General features: G+C 61.0%; 13 protein-coding genes and 3 tRNA genes. All 16 read left to right on the top strand.

The genetic code is table 11. The features are described from left to right. Window positions 1–29: 29 nt before the first annotated feature. Window positions 30–105: transfer RNA gene (locus tag AEQ67_RS13960), tRNA-Val, on the top strand. Between the two features lie 54 nt (window positions 106–159). Further along, a tRNA-Asp gene (locus tag AEQ67_RS13955) sits at window positions 160–236 on the top strand. Between the two features lie 93 nt (window positions 237–329). Next, window positions 330–406, top strand: a tRNA-Asp gene (locus AEQ67_RS13950). A 380-nt stretch (window positions 407–786) separates the two neighbouring features. Then, the gene (locus AEQ67_RS13945; protein WP_059404429.1) at window positions 787–1,296 is read left to right on the top strand and encodes a sigma-70 family RNA polymerase sigma factor; all 510 of its coding nucleotides are present in this window, start codon (window positions 787–789) and stop codon (window positions 1,294–1,296) included. Continuing rightward, window positions 1,293–2,243 carry a FecR domain-containing protein gene (locus tag AEQ67_RS13940; protein ID WP_059404428.1) on the top strand — a complete coding sequence of 317 codons (951 nt, stop codon included), beginning with the start codon at window positions 1,293–1,295 and terminating at the stop codon, window positions 2,241–2,243. The genes AEQ67_RS13945 and AEQ67_RS13940 overlap by 4 nt, the downstream gene beginning before the upstream one ends. A gap of 67 nt (window positions 2,244–2,310) precedes the next feature. Continuing rightward, entirely contained in the window at window positions 2,311–4,734 is a 2,424-nt protein-coding gene (locus AEQ67_RS13935) for a TonB-dependent receptor (RefSeq protein ID WP_059404427.1), read from the top strand. Between the two features lie 342 nt (window positions 4,735–5,076). Then, window positions 5,077–6,453 carry a diaminobutyrate--2-oxoglutarate transaminase gene (locus tag AEQ67_RS13930; protein WP_059404426.1) on the top strand — a complete coding sequence of 459 codons (1,377 nt, stop codon included), beginning with the start codon at window positions 5,077–5,079 and terminating at the stop codon, window positions 6,451–6,453. 203 nt (window positions 6,454–6,656) lie between these two features. Continuing rightward, entirely contained in the window at window positions 6,657–8,438 is a 1,782-nt protein-coding gene (locus tag AEQ67_RS13925) for an IucA/IucC family protein (protein WP_059404425.1), read from the top strand. After that, the gene (locus tag AEQ67_RS13920; protein WP_059404424.1) at window positions 8,431–9,633 is read left to right on the top strand and encodes a type III PLP-dependent enzyme; all 1,203 of its coding nucleotides are present in this window, start codon (window positions 8,431–8,433) and stop codon (window positions 9,631–9,633) included. Before AEQ67_RS13925 ends, AEQ67_RS13920 begins: the two co-directional genes overlap by 8 nt. After that, window positions 9,630–11,045, top strand: a complete 1,416-nt coding sequence (locus tag AEQ67_RS13915; RefSeq protein ID WP_059404719.1) for a DHA2 family efflux MFS transporter permease subunit — start codon at window positions 9,630–9,632, stop codon at window positions 11,043–11,045. Before AEQ67_RS13920 ends, AEQ67_RS13915 begins: the two co-directional genes overlap by 4 nt. An 18-nt stretch (window positions 11,046–11,063) precedes the next feature. Next, on the top strand, window positions 11,064–12,935 hold the full coding sequence (locus AEQ67_RS13910; protein ID WP_059404423.1) for an IucA/IucC family protein: 1,872 nt from the start codon (window positions 11,064–11,066) through the stop codon (window positions 12,933–12,935). After that, window positions 12,929–13,702 (top strand): HpcH/HpaI aldolase family protein, encoded by a 774-nt coding sequence (locus AEQ67_RS13905; RefSeq protein ID WP_059404422.1) that lies wholly within the window; start codon window positions 12,929–12,931, stop codon window positions 13,700–13,702. The genes AEQ67_RS13910 and AEQ67_RS13905 overlap by 7 nt, the downstream gene beginning before the upstream one ends. A 4-nt stretch (window positions 13,703–13,706) precedes the next feature. After that, window positions 13,707–15,548 carry an IucA/IucC family protein gene (locus AEQ67_RS13900; protein ID WP_059404421.1) on the top strand — a complete coding sequence of 614 codons (1,842 nt, stop codon included), beginning with the start codon at window positions 13,707–13,709 and terminating at the stop codon, window positions 15,546–15,548. Further along, entirely contained in the window at window positions 15,538–16,461 is a 924-nt protein-coding gene (locus tag AEQ67_RS13895) for an ABC transporter substrate-binding protein (protein ID WP_059404420.1), read from the top strand. Before AEQ67_RS13900 ends, AEQ67_RS13895 begins: the two co-directional genes overlap by 11 nt. After that, a complete protein-coding gene (locus AEQ67_RS13890; RefSeq protein ID WP_059404419.1) occupies window positions 16,458–17,447 on the top strand; it encodes a FecCD family ABC transporter permease in 990 nt (329 codons plus the stop codon). The genes AEQ67_RS13895 and AEQ67_RS13890 overlap by 4 nt, the downstream gene beginning before the upstream one ends. Then, window positions 17,440–18,471: a FecCD family ABC transporter permease gene (locus AEQ67_RS13885; RefSeq protein ID WP_059404418.1), complete on the top strand. Its 1,032-nt coding sequence runs from the start codon at window positions 17,440–17,442 to the stop codon at window positions 18,469–18,471. Before AEQ67_RS13890 ends, AEQ67_RS13885 begins: the two co-directional genes overlap by 8 nt. Window position 18,472: the final 1 nt, after the last annotated feature.

The following is an 18,472-nucleotide window of genomic DNA, read 5'->3' as shown; positions in this document are numbered from 1 at the left end:
CGTAAATTTCGCGGCCTCAGAGAAGCAAAGGGTGATTAGCTCAGCTGGGAGAGCGTCTGCCTTACAAGCAGAATGTCGGCGGTTCGATCCCGTCATCACCCACCACTTCTTGAGTCTTGCGAAAGCAGGAAGGAAGCTGTAAAAAGCCTCCACCGACGCGCAGCGGTAGTTCAGTCGGTTAGAATACCGGCCTGTCACGCCGGGGGTCGCGGGTTCGAGTCCCGTCCGCTGCGCCATATTTTCCGAGCCAGGTTTATCTGGCTCGAGATTGAAAAGCCTCGAAGCTTTCCAGTCAGACGAGTTACTTGGACGCAAGTCCAAAGCGATACGCAGCGGTAGTTCAGTCGGTTAGAATACCGGCCTGTCACGCCGGGGGTCGCGGGTTCGAGTCCCGTCCGCTGCGCCATATCTGCTTCAAGGCCCACTGAACGCCTTGGAGCTACGAAGAAAACCACTGGTAACGCCAGTGTCTCCTTCGAGTCGATAGCAAAGACCCTGGTCGAAAGACCGGGGTTTTTTGTGTCTGCGATTTGGCTTTTCCTCTCATCCTCATGTCATCGCGTCCGTCGACCCATGCGGATAAGCAATGCATCCCGCCTTTTTTAACAATCCCCGCAAAAACGCTCAGTCCCGGCTAACCGTGGCCTGCGCGGCAGAAATGCCTGCCTCCCAATCTCTTATTGACGCTTTTCCTGGGTGTGAATCGCACAAAGGGCTTGGATTGGAGTCACATCACTAATTAGAATGAGTCGCATTTAAAATATTTCTTCGCGCAGGGTTTGTTAGATGAGTGATGCAGCGATGCCGGCGGCGCAAAACTTCCACGACTTGTACCGTGACCATCGCGGCTGGCTGGAAAGCTGGTTGAGACGACGCATGAGCAATGGCAATGATGCGGCGGACCTGAGCCAGGATACGTTCGTGCGCTTGCTCGCCAGCTCCCAGAGCATCGCCGACCTGCAGGAGCCTCGCGCCTATCTGGCAACCGTCGGCAAACGGCTGCTGGCCAACTTCTATAAGCGTCGCAGTCTGGAGCAGGCCTACCTCGATGCCCTCGCGCTGTTGCCCGAGGACTGTGTGCCGTCGCCCGAGCAACGCTGGATCCTGCTGGAAACCCTGCAAGCCCTGGACGAGCTGCTCGACGGATTACCGACCGCGGTGCGCCGGGCGTTTCTCTGGAGCCAACTGGACGGCCTGGGTTATCACGAGATCGCCGAGCGCCTGCAAGTCTCCGAACGCACGATCAAGCGCTACATGGCGCAAGCCTACGAACATTGCATGCTGGTGGATCTGTGATCGGTTCGACACCTTCGGCTGAAGCCCGGCAGGTCGTGCGGGCTGCCGCCCAATGGCTGGCGCTGATGGAATCCGGCGCCGCTAATGAGCGCGATCGGGCCAATCTGCAACACTGGCGCGACAGCCATCCCAGTCACGAGCAGGCCTGGCAGAAAGCTCAGCTCCTGCGTCAACGTTTTGCCGACCTGCCGTCAGCCTTGGCGATGGCCAGTCTGGATCGGCCACAGGCCAGTCGGCGCACGGTGCTCAAGCGCGCCGTCGGCGCGGTGGCGCTGGTGCCGGCCGCCTGGCTGATCAGTCGACAGTTGCCTCTGGATGTCTGGCGTGCCGACCTGCGGACGGCGACCGGGGAGGGCAAGAAGGTCCAGTTGGCCGATGGCAGCTCGCTGCAATTGAATACCGCCAGCGCCGTCGATATCGACATGAAGAACCGGCATCTGACCCTCGTGGAAGGCGAAATAGCGTTGAATGTGCCCGGGATCACGCCGTTGACGGTCCAGACGCATTTCGGGCAAGTGGTCGTCAGTCAGAGCCAGGTGTGCGTCCGTCAGGGGCAGACAGGCTGCAAGGTGTCGGTGCTCAAAGGCAGGGTGCAATTGCAGCCGTTGCGCGGGCCGGTCTTTTCATTGCGCGCAGGTCAGCAAGTCAACCTGCAAGCGATGGGCGCCGGAAGCGTAGAACCCTTCGATGTGCTGGCCCCAGGTTGGCGTGACGGTGTGTTGATGGCGCAGAACCAGCCCTTGGGGGATTTTCTGCGCGAACTCAGCACCTACCGTCCGGGCTTGCTGCGCTGGGAACCGGAGCTTGAATCCCTGCGCGTCACCGGCAGTTTTCGTCTGGAAGACACTGATCGCATCCTCGCGCTGCTGGCGGCCAGCCTGCCGCTGGAGGTGCATAGGCGAACCCGCTACTGGGTCACGTTGCTGCCGCGCAAAAAAGTTGCTTGAGGCGTGTCCCTTTTTTTTGCGTCGCTTGTCAATCAAGGCAAGCGAAACGAAATCAGAGAGATTCTCAATGCCCGTAGTGATGCCCTGCAGTACGCGTCTGGGTTCTTCCAGGCTGCGCCCGTTGATGCACTTGAGTCTGTTGTTGAGCCTGAGTGCCTGTCCGTTGTTCATCACTGCCGGTTGGGCCGATGACGCGTCGCGACGCAGTTATCAGGTGCCGGCAGGAAGCCTCAGCGCCGCGTTGACCCGCTTCGCCGGATTGGCCGGGGTCAACCTTTCGGTGGATCCCGCACTGGTCAGTGGTCGCAACAGTCCCGGGCTTTCCGGCGAGTTCGCGGTCGAGGAGGGCTTTGCCCGACTGTTGCAGGGTTCCGGTCTGCAATTGCAGCCCGTCGGTGAACAGGCCTACATCCTGACCCCGGCGCCAGACAGCAGCAGCCTGCAACTGGGCGCCACCTCGATTGTCGGTGCCACTGACTCGGAGCACGGCGAGCCGTATGCCGGCGGCCAGATTGCGCGTCGCGGGTCGCAAGGCATGCTGGGCTCGAAAGATTTCATGGAAACGCCGTTCAGCATCACCACCTACACCGCCGAGGCGATTGAAAACCTCCAGGCCCGCACCTTGGGCGACCTGGTCGCCAGCGACCCCTCGGTTCGCGCCACCAACCCGGCGGGCGGGCGTTACGAGCAGTTCACCATTCGCGGGTTGAGCCTGTTCAACAGTGATGTGTCCTACAACGGTCTCTACGGTGTCCTGCCGACTTACACGATCGACATGGAGATGGCCGACCGCGTCGACATCCTCAAAGGCCCGAGCCAGTTGATCAACGGCATCTCGCCGCGCGGCAGTGTGGGTGGCGGGATCAACGTGGTGCCCAAGCGCGCCACTGATGCGCCGATCACCTCGTTCACCGGCAGCTACGCTTCCGAAAGCCAGGTCGGCGGTGCTGTCGATGTTGGTCGGCGCTTCGGTGAAGACAACAAGTTCGGTCTGCGTTTCAACGGCGTGAAGCAGTCCGGCGACACCGAATGGGATCACCAGAATGTCGACCGCGAGATGGCCGTGCTGGGTCTGGATTTTCGCGGTGAACGCCTGCGCCTCTCGACCGACATCGGCCGCACCGAGCGTGATACCGATGCCCCGCAGGAACGCGTGCAGGTCGGTCCGAACGCGCAGGTCCCGCATGCCAGCGATGTGCGCCGCAACTATGCGCAGCCCTGGAGCAAGGCGAGCACCAACGACACCTTCGGCACGGTGAATGGCGAATTTGATGTTAGCGACAACGTCATGCTGTACGGCGGTGTCGGCGCACGCAAAAGTAACCATGACTTCCTCCGGCATGCCGGTGCGGTCACCAACGACGCTGGCGATTTCAGCGTACTACCCCGTGATTTCACCCGTGACGAAAATGTCCGCACGGCTACGGCCGGGGTGCGCAACTGGTTCCACACCGGCCCGGTGAGTCATGAAGTCAACCTGGCTGCCAGCTACTTCTACATGGACTTTGAAAACGGCGGCGCGCGTTATGCCGCAGCCAACAGCAATATCTATAACCCGGTGGAAACACCAACGCCTAACAGGCCTACGCGGCAGGATTCGAAGGTCTACACCGAGAACCGCTTCAGTGGCGTGGCGTTGTCCGACACCCTGGGCTTCTTCGATGACCGCGTGCTGCTGACCCTCGGCGCTCGCTGGCAGCGGGTCAAGGTTGACGACTGGGCGGATAACATCAAGGGCGACACCGCCTACGATGAGGAAAAAGTCTCGCCGTCGGGCGGCATCCTGTTCAAGGCCACCGACAAGCTGTCGCTGTACGCCAACTACATGGAAGGCCTGAGCCAGGGCAAGATCGCACCGTCCACCTCGGTGAACGAAGACGAGATCTTCCCGCCGTTCATCAGCCGCCAGGTCGAAGTTGGCGCCAAGTACGACGCCGGTCCTTTCGCCGTGACCGCAGCGGTGTTCCGCATCAAGCAGCCAGCCTATGAGACCAACGCCACGACGCGCCTCTTTGGCCCGAACGGCAAGCGTGAGAACACCGGCGTGGAAGTCAGTATGTTCGGTGAGCCGATCGATGGTTTCCGCCTGCTCGGTGGCGTCATGTACATCGACAGCGAGTTGACCAACACCACCAACGGTACTTTCGACGGCAACCGCGCGCCGGCCACGCCGAAGTACAACGTCAACCTGGGCGCCGAGTGGGACGTGCCGAACGTACAGGGCCTGACCCTGACCAGCCGCGCCATCTATTCCAGCTCGCAGTACCTGGACCAGTCCAACGTCAAGGAAATCGATTCCTGGACGCGTATGGATGTCGGTGCACGTTACGCGTTCAAGGTCGAGCAAAAGAACATCACCCTGCGTGCCAACGTCGAGAACGTGGCGGACAAGCGCTACTGGAGCTCGGCCGGTGCCTCGGATGACAGCGAACCCGGCTTGACGCTGTCGACCCCGCGCACCTACCTGCTTTCGGCAACCGTCGACTTCTGATTCACCCGTGTCATGCGCCCCAGGGATCGGGGCGCCTTCGTTGGGCCATGACCTGATCCGTAAAGAGGAAGGACATATGCACACCATCAGTTAAATGAAAGATCCCGAGACTGGCATATAAGTTAGCGACACCGAAGTTGTCAGTTGTATTAAAAGATCATGGCTAGATCATGGCACATTAAATGTTTATACCAGGTTCATTAACTTGGTTTTTTGCGTGCCTGAGTGTTTTTAAAGTAGTTTAAATCGCTATATGTAAATGTCCAAATAAGTCGTAAGAATTAGTTGCAACAACTTGTTAATGAGAATAAGTTGCATATCGAATTTAACGAGGGTGGACCGATGTTGAATGATGGCGTATTGCACTCTAAACCTTTGCAAAAAACCAATGCCGACTATCTGGCTCGACAAAGCAAGTTCGAATCTAATGTGCGCAGTTATCCACGCAAGTTGCCGCTGGCGATTGCCAAGGCACACGGGCTTTGGGTGACCGACGTCGAGGGCAATACGTACCTCGACTGCCTGGCCGGCGCCGGCACGTTGGCCCTGGGGCACAATCACCCGGCCGTTATGGCCAGCCTCGACAGCTTCCTCGCCTCTGGCCTGCCGATGCACACGCTGGACTTGACCACCGCGGTCAAGGACGCTTTCAGCGAAACCCTGCTCAGTTTGTTGCCCAACCAGGGCCGCGATTACTGCCTGCAATTTTGCGGTCCGTCCGGGGCGGATGCGGTGGAGGCGGCGCTGAAACTGGCCAAGACCTACACCGGGCGCAACAACATCATCAGTTTCTCCGGGGCCTACCATGGCATGACCCACGGCGCCCTGGCCCTGACTGGCAACACCGCACCGAAAAATGCCATCGCCAGCCTGATGCCCGGCGTGCAGTTTATGCCGTACCCCCACGAATACCGGTGCCCGCTGGGCATTGGCGGCGAGGCCGGCGTCGAGGCCCTGACCCACTATTTCACCCAGTTTATCGAAGACGTCGAAAGCGGCGTGTCACTGCCGGCGGCGGTGATCCTTGAAGCGGTGCAGGGCGAGGGCGGCGTCAACGGTGCCCCGGCGAGCTGGCTGCGGGCGATCCGCGAGGTGACGCGCAAGCACGGCATCCTGCTGATCCTCGACGAAGTGCAAACCGGTTTCGGCCGTACCGGCAAGATGTTTGCCTTCGAACACGCCGAGATCGAGCCGGACCTGATTGTCATGTCCAAAGCCGTCGGTGGCGGTCTGCCGATGGCGGTGCTGGGTATCCGTCGTGAGTTCGACGCCTGGGAGCCCGGCAACCACGCCGGCACCTTCCGCGGCAATCAGATGGCCATGGCCACCGGGCTGGCGACGTTGCAGGTGCTGCAACAGCAAAACCTCGCCGCCCAGGCCGAGCGACGTGGCCAGTGGCTCAAGGACCGGTTGGTCGAGTTGCAGGCGCATTATCCTGCCCTTGGCCAGGTACGCGGTCGCGGCCTGATGCTCGGCATCGAGATCGTCGACGAGCGCCAGCCGGCTGATCGCCACGGGCATTTCCCGATGGACCCGGCGCTGGCCGTGGCCATTCAGCAACAGTGCTTCAAACAAGGCCTGTTACTGGAACGCGGTGGACGCAAGGGCAATGTCATTCGCTTGTTGCCGCCATTGATTATCGACGATGAACAATGCCAGCAAGTGATCCAGCGTTTTGATAACGCCGTGGCAGCCGCGTTAGTGCAATTACGTCCTTGATCGAAGTTACACCAACACTCCACCAGGTTGCAATTTGATGACACTGGTGTGGGTAACTTTGATCGTCGTCTGATTATTTATAAGGTTCAATCAAGTGATGTCGTTACGTGGGGTTCTATCGGCTGTTAAACCGGTCGAGCAGCAACTAATTTTTTTCGCCATATAACGTATCCAGTGACCTCGCGGGTTACTGTGGAGCACCCATGAATCATCCGAATCGCAGTGTGTTACCGAACATGGTCAGTGAACTAGCAACAACGTGCGCGTTGCTTAATTGCTTGATCAAAGAGTTCGCCTTGCCGGAAAACTGCCTCAGTTACAGTTGGCCGACGCAGATGCAAGGCATCGCCCCGGGCAGTTACCTCGAGGGCCTGGAATGGAAGGGCATTCCGCTGACCATCAAGCTGCCCAATCAGCAGCAGTTTTTTGTGATGGTCGACCGCCGTGATGGTCTCGGCAGTCACCGTTACCTGTCGGACGTCTATGCCCGACGCGGTGACGGCGACTGGTCGTGCCTGGGGTTTGCCGAGTTCGTCGAGCAGTTGCTCGCGGCGTGCGAACACATGACCCGCGCGAGCAACGACGAGTTGCTCGATCAGGTGCTGCAAAGCCAGTTGCTGACCGCGGCCATCGTCGGCCACAACACCCCGAAGGACGCGGACCCGCTCAGTGACTACCTCGCCAGCGAGCAGGGCTTGTGGTTTGGTCACCCGAACCACCCGGCTCCCAAGGCGCGGCTGTGGCCCGCTCATTTGGCCCAGGAAACCTACGCCCCGGAATTCCAGGCGCGCACCGCGTTGCACCTGTTCGAAGTGCCGCTGGAAGGCCTGAGCGTCGGCGCCAATGGCCTGAGCAAAGCCCAGGTGTTGGCCGGTTTTGCCGATCAGTCACAGGCACGGCCGGGGCACGCGGTGATCTGCATGCACCCGGTACAAGCGCAATTGTTCATGCAGGACAGCCGGGTGCAGCGTTTGTTGAAATCCAAAGACATCGTCGATCTGGGTGCCACGGGGCTGATGGCCAATCCCACGGCGTCGATCCGCACGTGGTACATCGAGGGCCATGAGTTCTTCATCAAGGGTTCGCTGAACGTCCGCATCACCAACTGCGTGAGGAAAAACGCCTGGTACGAGCTGGACAGCGCATTGTTGATCGACCGCGTATTCCGCAACCTCCAGTTGACCCAGCCCGAGACCCTCGGCGGGTTGTCGGTGGTGGCCGAGCCGGGCCTGCTGAGCTGGGCGCCACAGCAGGCCAGCGAAGCCGACAATCATTGGTTCCGCGAACAAACCGGGGCGATCCTGCGCGAGAACTTCTGCCTCGACACCGGCACCGACTGCAGCATCATGGCCGGTACGCTGTTCGCCCGAGGCCTGCATCTGCGGCCGTTAGTGCACGAATTCCTCACCCGCTTCAACGGCAACGACATCGACGACCAACAGCTGTTGCGCTGGTTCGATGATTATCAGGCACTGCTGCTGCGCCCGGTGCTGTCGCTGTTCTTCAATCACGGCATCGTCATGGAGCCGCATTTACAGAACAGCGTGCTGGTGCATGACAACGGTCGTCCGCAACGCCTGCTGCTGCGGGATTTCGAAGGAGTGAAACTGACCGACGAACTGGGCGCCTCGCGGATCGACGCCGACGTGCATCCACGGGTGCGTGAGTCACTTCTGTATTCCCGCCAGCAAGGCTGGAACCGCATCGTCTATTGCCTGTTCGTCAACAACTTGTCCGAGGCCGTGCTGGCCCTGAGCTGGGAACGTCCGCACCTGGCGCCGCTGATGTGGCAACGGGTCGAGCAGCAGTTGATCAGCATCCGCGCCGAATTGACCCGCGCTGCGCCGGAGCTGGATGCACTGATCGCCGGCCAGCCGATTGCCTGCAAAACCAACCTGAAAGTCCGTCTCGCGGCCAAGGCTGATCGCCAGGCTGGTTACGTCACGCTGGTGTCCCCGTGGGGCAAGGAGACCCCGCATGGATAAGTTGCCCGACACGGTATTGGCGGCCATCGACGAAGCCCGCAGCCAACAGGTCGACCCGCTGGCGCTGTTCATCTACGACCTCGATGCGCTGAAACAGCACGTGACCCAGGTGATGGCGGCACTGCCGGAAGGCGTGGAGCTGTACTACGCGATCAAGGCCAACAGCGAACCGCAGATCCTCGCCACCGTGGCGCCGTTGGTGCACGGGTTCGAGATTTCCTCCGGCGGCGAAATCGAACGTCTCCAGGCGTGCCCGACGCGCAAACCGTTTGTCTTTTCCGGCCCCGGCAAACTGGATTCCGATTTGCGTTCGGCGCTGCAACATCAGGTCGAAGCGATTCACATCGAAAGCCTGAATGAAATCGTCCGTCTGCAACGGCTGGCACTGGAAGCGGGGCGTGTGCAGGACGTGTTGCTGCGCATCAACCCGGAACTGCCATCGCCGCTGTCGAGCAAACTGGCGATGGCCGGCACCGCCACGCCCTTCGGCATCGACGAGTCAGAGTTGGCCCAGGCGGTGAGCTGGGTGGATAACGCCAGCCACCTGCGGCTCAAGGGTTTCCATGTGCACGCGATGTCCCATCAATCGCTGGTGGAACGTCACGAACAATTGCTCGATTTGTACCTGGAGCGCTGGCCGCAATGGAAGGCGTTGTCGGCCAGTCCGGCGACGATCACCCACCTGAATGTCGGCGGCGGCATCGGCGTGAATTACCTCGGCCCGCAGCAGTTTGATTGGCAGCGCTTGTGCGCGCACCTGGGCCAGTCCCTGGCGGCGTGTGTCGATGCGCCGATCGTGCGCTTCGAGCCCGGGCGATTCATCAGTGCTTACTGCGGCTACTACGCCATTGAAGTGCTGGACAGCAAAACCAGTCACGGCAAGCACTTCCTGGTGTGTCGCGGCGGCACTCATCATTTCCGTCTGCCGGTTGCGCAGGGGCACGATCACCCGGTCATTCATCTGCCCCGGCACCCCATCACAAAGGGCGCAGTGGAGCAGAAATGGACCGTGGTCGGGCAACTCTGCACGCCCAAGGATGTGCTGAGTCGTGATTGCCCACTGACCGGCGTGGAGGTCGGCGACATGCTGGTGCTGCCGCTGGCCGGGCCTTATGGCTACAACATCTCCCACGCCGATTTCCTCTGCCATCCGCGACCGCCACAGCTGTTTGTAGGAGGCGCGTCTTGGGTTTGACGGTGGCCGTTCCGCGCTGGTGGGTGGTGGTCAATGTGCTGTTGGGCACGTTGACCGTCAGCCTCAATAACAGCTCGCTCAACCCGGCGTTGCCGGCGTTCATGAGTGCCTTCGACATCGGTCCGCTGCTGGCCACCTGGATCGTCGCCGCGTTCATGGTGAGCATGGGCATGACCATGCCGCTCACCAGTTTTCTCAGCCAACGGGTGGGGCGCAAGCGTCTCTATTTGTGGGGTGTGGCGCTGTTTGTCTGCGGCTCGCTGATGGGCGCGCTGGCGGATTCCATCGCACTGGTGATTACCGCTCGCGTGGTGCAAGGGATCGCCAGCGGGCTGATGATTCCGTTGTCGCTGGCGATCATTTTCTCGGTGTACGCCAAAGGCGAGCGGGGCAGGGTGACCGGTCTGTGGGGCGCGGCGGTAATGCTCGCGCCAGCGGTGGGGCCGTTGTGCGGCAGCCTGATGCTGGAGTGGTTCAGCTGGCGTTCGTTGTTCCTGATGAACGTGCCGATTGGCCTGGTTGCACTTGTCCTCGGCGTGGCGGTGCTTCCCGCTTCTGAAGCGTCCGAGCGCAAACCGTTCGGCCTCGCGGGTTACCTGCTGATCGCGGCGGGCCTTGGTCTGCTGATGGTCGCTGTCGGGCGGTTGCGCCACGCCGAAGCCCTCCCCGATCCCCTCAACCTCCGCATGCTGCTGGCAGCGATTCTGTGTCTGATCGCGTTTGTGCGGCTGGAACTGAACCGGACTTCGCCGCTGCTCAACCTGCGGATCTTTGCCCTGCGTGGCTATCGCTTGAGCGTGATCATCGCGGTGGTGCAGTCGGTCGGCATGTTCGAGTGCCTGGTGTTGTTGCCGTTGCTGGTGCAAGTGGTGATGGGCTACAGCGCGATCTGGACCGGTCTGTCGCTGCTGTGCACCGCGCTGTTTGCCAGCCTGTTCGGGCATATCGGCGGGCGCTGGCTGGATCGGCACGGGCCACGGGGCGTGGTGCTCTGGGGACTGTTGCTGACCGGTGCCGCGACGCTTGGCCTGGGCCTGCTCGGGGCCGGCGCCTCCATCGGCGTGGTGTTTTTCCTGATGATGGTTCGCGGTGCCGGGCTCGGTTTGTCTTACATCCCGATCACCACCGCCGGGCTCAATGCCTTGCCCGAACCGATGGTCACCCAAGGTGCGGCGATGAACAACATTTCCCGGCGCCTCGTGTCATCACTGGCCATCGTCATCGCCTCGCTGTGGCTCGAGTTCCGTCTGGGCGACGGGCTTCCTTCCGCCGGCACGCCGGGTGCGATCAGTGAAGTGTTCATGGCCACCGGCATCCTCATCCTGTTGGCGCTGCCCTGCGCCTGGCGTTTTCCCGTTCACGCCTCCGACGAGCCGGCCGAGGCACTGCCCCCGGCCCTCGAACACCGTTAATTCTTTAATCGACAAGGTATGACAATGGCGACCTCATCTCAGGCAACACCTCAGGCTCAAGATCGCGCGCCAGGCGTCTGGCTGGCGAGTGCCGACACTCAGCGCTACCAACAAGTGGAGCAGCGAGTGGTCGGTCAACTGCTGCAAACCCTGCTGTACGAAAACGTGCTGCCGTACCGTCATTCACCGTTGGCTGGCAGCCAATACCATTTTGTCGTCAGCGGCCTCGATGCCCGGCAACAACCGGTGGAGTACCACTGCACAGGCTTGCTCAGCGCCAGTTTCGAACTGATCCGCCTCGATTACCCAAGCCTGGAACGCGTGGATGCCGACGGCAAACACAGCCAACCGCACCTGCATCAGGCGCTGGCCGAACTGCTGGGCGAGCTTCAAGACAGCCCGCACCTGCCGCGCTTCACCCATGAACTGGAGCAGACCCTGCTCAAGGACCTGCAATCGCGCAGCCAGGGTTATCAAGCGAACGTGCCAAGCCATCAACTGGACGTCGACGCGCTGGAACAGCACTTCATGGACGCCCACAGCTATCACCCTTGCTACAAGTCGCGCATCGGTTTCTCGCTGAAAGACAACGCCAGTTACGGGCCGGAATTTGCCGCGCCGGTAGCCATCGTCTGGCTGGCAGTGGCGAAAACCTGCGGGGCGATGAACATCTCCCGGCACCTGAGCTACGAGGACTTTATCCAACAGGAATACGGCCTTCAGCGCTGGCAGGAACTGGCTGAAAGCCTCACTGACCAAGGTAAGTCGATGGGCGATTACTGGCTGATGCCGGTGCATCCATGGCAGTGGGAAAACGTCATCGTTCCGGTGTTCTACCCGGAGCTGGTCAGCGGTGAAGTGATCCATTTGGGCACCACCAATGATCGCTATCAGGCACAGCAATCGATCCGCACCCTGGCCAACGTCACGGACAAACAGCGGCCATACGTCAAACTCGCGCTGAGCATGACCAACACCTCCAGCACGCGCATTCTGGCCCGGCACACGGTGATGAACGGCCCGATCATCACCGACTGGCTGCACCAGTTGATCCGCAGCGACAGCACCGCCCGCGACCTCGGTTTTGTGATCCTCGGCGAGGTGGTCGGCGTTAGTTTCGACTACGACCACCTGCCCACCACTCGCATGTCCCAGGCCTACGGCACGATGGGCACGCTGTGGCGCGAAAGCATTCATCAATACCTGGAAGACGATGAGCAAGCGGTGCCGTTCAATGGCTTGAGCTCCGTGGACAATCGCTACGGCGACGGTGAACAGACACCGTTTATCGATGCCTGGATCAAGCAATACGGCCTGCACGCCTGGACCCGTCAACTGTTGCAAGTCGCAGTGTCGCCGATCATTCACATGCTCTACGCCGAAGGCATTGGCATGGAATCCCACGGCCAGAACATTGTGCTGATCGTCAAACAGGGCTGGCCACAACGCATTGCCCTGAAAGATTTCCACGACGGCGTGCGCTATTCGCCGCAGCACCTCGGGCGCCCCGAATTGGCCCCAACCCTGGTGCCGCTGCCCGCCAGCCACGCCAAGCTCAATCGCAACTCGTTCATCCTCACCGACGATGTGGATGCGGTGCGCGACTTCTCCTGCGATTCGTTCTTTTTCATCGCCCTGGCCGAGATGGCGATCTTCCTGCATCAGCACTATCAACTGGCAGAAACCGAGTTCTGGCAGATGACCGCTGAGGTCATCACCGGTTACCAGGTTGAACATCCGCAGCACCGTGCGCGTTACGCAGCGTTCGATGTGTTCGCGCCGTTCTATGAAGTCGAAGAACTGACCAAGCGCCGCCTGCTGGGCGATGGCGAACGTCGTTTCAAATCGGTGCCGAATCCGCTGCACGCTTTCCGGCTGCAATCATGCTGAGGACCAATCTGCTCAAGCAGAAACTCAGTGCCGGTGCGCCGGCCTATGGCCTGATCAGCTCGATTCCGTCGCCAGCGTCCATCGAGCTGATTGCCGAAGCCGGTTTCGATTTCGTGATCATCGACATGGAACACGTGCTGATCAATCCCGAGACCGTGGAGAACATGATCCGCACCGCCGAGAGTTATGCGATTACGCCGCTGGTGCGGGTCGCGGACCTCAATCCGAAAACCCTGCTGCGCCTGCTCGATGGCGGCGCCCAAGGCATCGTATTGCCGATGATCGAAGGCCCCGAGCCTTTGGCCGAGAGCATTCGCGCCTGCAAATACCACCCGCTGGGCGGCCGCAGCCTGAATGCCGGGCGCCCCGGTGCGTTCGGCAAACACAGCCTGGCGGAATACATCGGGCTGGCCAATGAGCAAATCATGATGGTGGCGATGATCGAAAGCGCCGAAGGCGTGAGGCGCGCGGCGGAGATTGCCGCGGTGCCCGGTCTGGACATGATTCTTGAAGGCGCGGCGGATTTATCGCAATCGCTGGGCCTGCCCTGGCAGATCGACCGGCCCGAGGTGCAGCAAGCGCTGCTCGCCAGTTGGCAAGCCGCCGCTGCGGCGGGCGTGCCGTACTGCGCGATTCCACGCCAGCCGGGCGACCACGAACGGTGGTTGAGCCGGGGCGTTAAAAGTTTTGTTTTGGGTGACGAGCGTGGCATCGCTTTTCGTGCCCTCCAGGCCAGATTGGCCGCCACTTCAGCAGAAGGAAAATAACCCGATGAACTTCACCACAATGGCCGCCGACAGAGTGATGCAGGATCTGGTCGATTGTTTGCTGGCCGAGCATTTTTTCGGGACCGAACCGCTGAATCTGACGGTGCCCGCAGCTGGCCAGCCATTCACCGGTCTGAACGCCGAGCAACGCCTGTGGGAATGGCGAAACGAGCCGCAGGGTTCGATCTTCGTGGCCCTGCGCCCCGGCATCACCCAGCAATGGGAAAAAGTGCCGGGCACGCCAGTGTTGGGCCGACAGAATGAGCAACTGACGGAACTGTCCCCCGAAGCCTTCATGACCCAGGTGTTGGCCGGGATGACCGAGCGCTATCAGGACAATGAAAAAGGTTTTGCGCTGTTCCTCGATGTGCTGCGCACCAGCGTCCGCCAAACCGAGTTGTCCATGGCGCACAAGGTCGACAGCGAACGTTTGCTGGAAAAGAGCAACGCGGATTTTTTCCTGACCATGGAGCAGTGGGCTTCGCTGCGTGATCGTCCCTACCATCCGCTGGCCAAAGCCAAACAGGGTCTGGACGATGTGGAATATCAGCAGTACCAGGCGGAATTCGCCCGGCCAGTGGCGCTGAACTGGGTCGCCATCGACCGCACGTTGCTGCAATGCGGCGACGGCGTGACCGACCTGGCGCAGCATAATCCCGCCGAGTATGTGCTGCCGTTCGCGTTACAGACCGGCCTGCAACACGAGATGCAACAACGGGGCATTGCCGATAGCCACATCGCGCTGCCGGTGCACCCGTGGCAGTTCGAGCACGTGCTGGACGCGCAACTCAGCGTCGCTTTTGCCAAGGGTGATTGCCATCGACTGGACTTCACCGACGGTGATTTCTTCGCCACCTCGTCGTTGCGCTCGATGACCCCGTGCTTCAACAGCGCCGATTACCTCAAGTTGCCAATGGCGATCTATTCCCTCGGTGCCTCGCGTTATCTGCCGGCGGTGAAAATGATCAACGGCGGCTTGAGTGAAAAGCTGCTGCGTCAAGGTTTGGACAAAGACGAAACCCTGCAAGAAAAACTGCACCTGTGCGACGAAACCAAGTGGTGGGCGTTCATGCCGCCAGACGCCACGCTGTTCGACGAAGCGCCGCGTCACCTGTCAGCGATGGTCCGTGGCTATCCACCTGCACTGTTGGAAGATCCGGACACCCGACTGGTGCCGATGGCCGCTCTCGGCACGCCGCTGCCCGGCAGCAACCAGCACTTTTTCGATGACTGGATGGCCTACCGCCAATTGCCGGCCAACACGGCGTCGGTGATGACGCTGTTCCGCGAGCTGTGCCACAGCTTCTTCGAGATCAACCTGCGGATGTTCCGCATCGGCATGCTCGGGGAAATCCACGGGCAGAACGCGGTGCTGGTGTGGAAGGCCGGTTACGCCCAAGGGCTGTTGCTGCGCGATCACGATTCGTTGCGCATCTTCGTGCCATGGCTGGAGCGCAACGGCCTGGCCGATCCGGCGTATCGATTGAAAAAGGGGCATACCAACACGCTGTATCACGAGCGTCCGGAAGACCTGTTGTTCTGGTTGCAGACCCTCGGCATTCAGGTCAACTTCCGCGCGATCATCGATACCTTGGCGCAGGTTTACGCGTTGCCAGCCACCGCATTGTGGACGGCAATGGGCGAAGTATTGAACGAGTTGATTGACACCATCGACTTCGACACCGAAGCTCGGGCGATGATTAAAAACCAACTGTTCGAAGCACCCCACTGGCCGCAGAAATTGCTGCTCACGCCGATGATCGAGCGCGCGGGCGGCCCCGGCAGCATGCCGTTCGGCAAAGGCCAGGTGGTGAACCCTTTCCACCGGTTGAATAATGAAGCCTGACGCTCACTGTCATCCCACCAGGCGCACGCTGTTGCGCCTGTCTTTGGGCATGCTTGCATTGCGGTATTCGATACCGGCGTGGGCGCAGGCCGACGCCGCGCCGCTGCGGGTGATCACCCTGTTTCAGGGCGCCACCGACAGCGCTGTGGCGTTGGGCATTACGCCCTGCGGCATCGTCGATTCCTGGAGCGAGAAACCGACTTATCGCTATTTGCGCTCGGCACTGGAGCAGGTGCCGCATGTCGGGCTGGAGACTCAGCCCAGCCTTGAGGACATCGCGCTGCTCAAGCCCGACGTAATCATCGCCTCGCAATTTCGCCATGAACGCATCGCCCCGTTACTCAAGCAGATCGCCCCGGTGGTGATGCTGGAGGAAGTGTTCGAGTTCAAAAAGACCCTAGCGTTGATGGGCGTTGCCTTGTACCGACAGCAGCGGGCCGACGACGTGCTGACTCAATGGCAATTGCGTGTGGCGCAACTGCGTCGGCAATTGCAGGAGAAGTTCGCCGGGCGCTGGCCGCCCACGGTGTCGATCCTGGATGTCCGCGAGGACCACATCCGCAGTTATCTGCCGGCAAGTTTTCCGGGCTCGGTGATCACCGAACTGGGATTCAACTGGAGTGACGCCAGTCGGGCGGCGAGCGGGGTGTCGATCAAACTCACCAGCAAGGAAAGCCTGGCGGTGGTGAATGCCGATATTTTCTTTGTCTTCTTGCGCGCGGAGAAAGCGGCAGTGCAGCGAAACTATGAAAGCCTGGTGCAGCATCCGCTGTGGCAGCAAATGCGCGCGCCGCAGCAGGGGCAGGTGTGGCGGGGCGACGGCGTAGCCTGGAGCCTGTCGGGCGGCATGCTCGGGGCAAACCTGATGCTCGATGACGTTACTCGTCTGGTCACGGCGGACGCGGCCTCATGAGCAATGCGTTGAAGATGTGGAGTGCCGGTGTCGTGTTGCTGCTGAGCTGCGTGTTGAGCCTGGCGGTGGGTGCGACCTGGATTCCGTTGTCGCAGGTTGCGGCGGCGTTCGTACATCCCGATCCGTTGAGCGTCAGCCACGTGCTGGTGACCACGACGCGGCTGTCACGCACCTTGATGGCGATGGCGGTGGGCGCGAGTCTGGCGGTGGCCGGCGCCTTGATGCAGGCGCTGACGCGCAATCCGCTGGCGTCCCCCGGCCTGTTTGGGATCAACGCCGGGGCGACGTTTTTCATCATCCTCGGTTCCTCACTGTTCTCCCTGGCGTCCCCGGATGCCTGGCTGTGGTGTGCGTTTTTCGGCGCGGCGGTGGCCGGCAGCCTGGTGTGGCTGATCGGCAACATGGGGCAGGGCAGCCTCAGCCCGTTGCGCATTGTGCTGGCGGGCGCGGCGATGGCGGCGTTGTTCTCGGCGTTCAGCCAGGCGTTGCTGGTGGTCAATCAGGATGGACTCGACACGGTGCTGTTCTGGATGGCCGGTTCGTTGACCGAACGCAGCCTGTCGGTCGCCGCGCCGTTGCTGGTGTGCGGTGTGCTCGGGTTGTTTGGCGCGATGTTGCTGGCGGGGCAGGTCAATGTGCTGAACGCCGGCGAGGAGATTGCCACCGGACTTGGACAACGAACCGGATTGATCCGATTGCTCATGGCCGTGCTGGTGGTGTGCCTGGCGGGCAGCGCGGTGGCGCTGGCCGGTAGCATCGGATTTATCGGTTTGTTGGTGCCGCACATGGTGCGCAAAGGTTTATCCATCGATCATCGCTGGTTGCTGCCTGGGTGCGCGCTGCTTGGCGCGATTGTGCTGTTACTGGCGGATACCTTGTCGCGGGTGCTGATCTTGCCGCAAGAGGTGCCGGTGGGTGTGATGACCGCGTTGTTTGGAGCGCCGTTTTTTATCCTGCTGGCCCGGCGTGGAGGTCGTTATGGATAAGGTGCTGACTTATCGCTACAGCGGTTTTTCCCGGCGCATCAATGTCGCTACGTTGTGGCGTTTGCTCGCGGCCGTGGTGGTGACCGCGCTGATCATGCTCGGCTCGCTGTCGCTGGGCAAAGTCATGCTGTCGCCGCTGGAAGTGCTGCGGATAGTGCTGTCGGATCAGGACGCCAGCCTGACGTTCATCGTCGAGCAACTGCGCTTTCCACGCATGCTGCTGGCGGCGCTGGTGGGCGCGGCGTTGTCGGTGTCCGGGCTAATCCTGCAAAGCATCATCCGCAACCCGCTGGCCTCGCCGGACCTGCTGGGCATTACCAGTGGCGCCAGTGCGGCGGCGGTGTTGTATTTGTCGTTTTTCTCGGTGGCGCTGGGCCAACAGTATCTGCCGCTGGCAGCGATGCTCGGCGCCGGACTGGCGGCATTGGCGATCTATTTGCTGGCCTGGAAACAGGGCGCTTCACCGTTGCGGCTGGTGTTGATCGGCGTCGGCATCTCCGCGATGTTGACCGCCGCGACCACCTTCATTCTGGTCTTCAGCCCGCTGACCACGACTTTGTCCGCTTATGTCTGGCTGACCGGCAGCGTGTACGGTGCCAGTTGGCCGGAACCGCTGGCGCTGGGTCGCTGGTTACTGGGCATTTGTCCGTTGCTGGTGCTGTTGGCGCGTCAGGTGATGGTGCAACAACTGGATGACAATCTGGCTCAGGGAATTGGTGTACGCGTGCAGTGGTTGCGCGCCGGTTTGTTGCTGGTCAGCGTCGCGTTGGCCGGTGCCGCGATTGCCTGGGGCGGGGCGATTGCGTTTGTCGGGCTGATTGCGCCGCACATATCCAAACGCCTGGTGGCGCCGGGATTCGGCGGTCAGGCGGTGATGGCGGCGCTGGTCGGGGCGAACCTTGTGGTGCTGGCCGACCTCGCCGGGCGCACGCTGTTTTTGCCGCTGGATCTGCCGGCCGGGATTTTTGTCGCAGTGCTGGGCACGCCCTTTTTTCTCTATTTGTTGATTAAACAGCGTCATTAAG

The sequence above is a fragment of the Pseudomonas sp. RIT-PI-q genome (assembly GCF_001297125.1).
In the GTDB taxonomy this organism is placed as follows: Bacteria; Pseudomonadota; Gammaproteobacteria; order Pseudomonadales; family Pseudomonadaceae; genus Aquipseudomonas.
This window is presented reverse-complemented; position numbering and strand designations above follow the sequence as displayed.

Coding starts and splice junctions, on each gene's coding strand:
- AEQ67_RS13885 (WP_059404418.1), top strand. CDS start 17,440: ATGGATAAGGTGCTGACTTATCGCTACAGCGGTTTTTCCCGGCGCATC.
- AEQ67_RS13945 (WP_059404429.1), top strand. CDS start 787: ATGAGTGATGCAGCGATGCCGGCGGCGCAAAACTTCCACGACTTGTAC.
- AEQ67_RS13930 (WP_059404426.1), top strand. CDS start 5,077: ATGTTGAATGATGGCGTATTGCACTCTAAACCTTTGCAAAAAACCAAT.
- AEQ67_RS13890 (WP_059404419.1), top strand. CDS start 16,458: ATGAGCAATGCGTTGAAGATGTGGAGTGCCGGTGTCGTGTTGCTGCTG.
- AEQ67_RS13905 (WP_059404422.1), top strand. CDS start 12,929: ATGCTGAGGACCAATCTGCTCAAGCAGAAACTCAGTGCCGGTGCGCCG.
- AEQ67_RS13920 (WP_059404424.1), top strand. CDS start 8,431: ATGGATAAGTTGCCCGACACGGTATTGGCGGCCATCGACGAAGCCCGC.
- AEQ67_RS13895 (WP_059404420.1), top strand. CDS start 15,538: ATGAAGCCTGACGCTCACTGTCATCCCACCAGGCGCACGCTGTTGCGC.
- AEQ67_RS13900 (WP_059404421.1), top strand. CDS start 13,707: ATGAACTTCACCACAATGGCCGCCGACAGAGTGATGCAGGATCTGGTC.
- AEQ67_RS13910 (WP_059404423.1), top strand. CDS start 11,064: ATGACAATGGCGACCTCATCTCAGGCAACACCTCAGGCTCAAGATCGC.
- AEQ67_RS13935 (WP_059404427.1), top strand. CDS start 2,311: ATGCCCGTAGTGATGCCCTGCAGTACGCGTCTGGGTTCTTCCAGGCTG.
- AEQ67_RS13925 (WP_059404425.1), top strand. CDS start 6,657: ATGAATCATCCGAATCGCAGTGTGTTACCGAACATGGTCAGTGAACTA.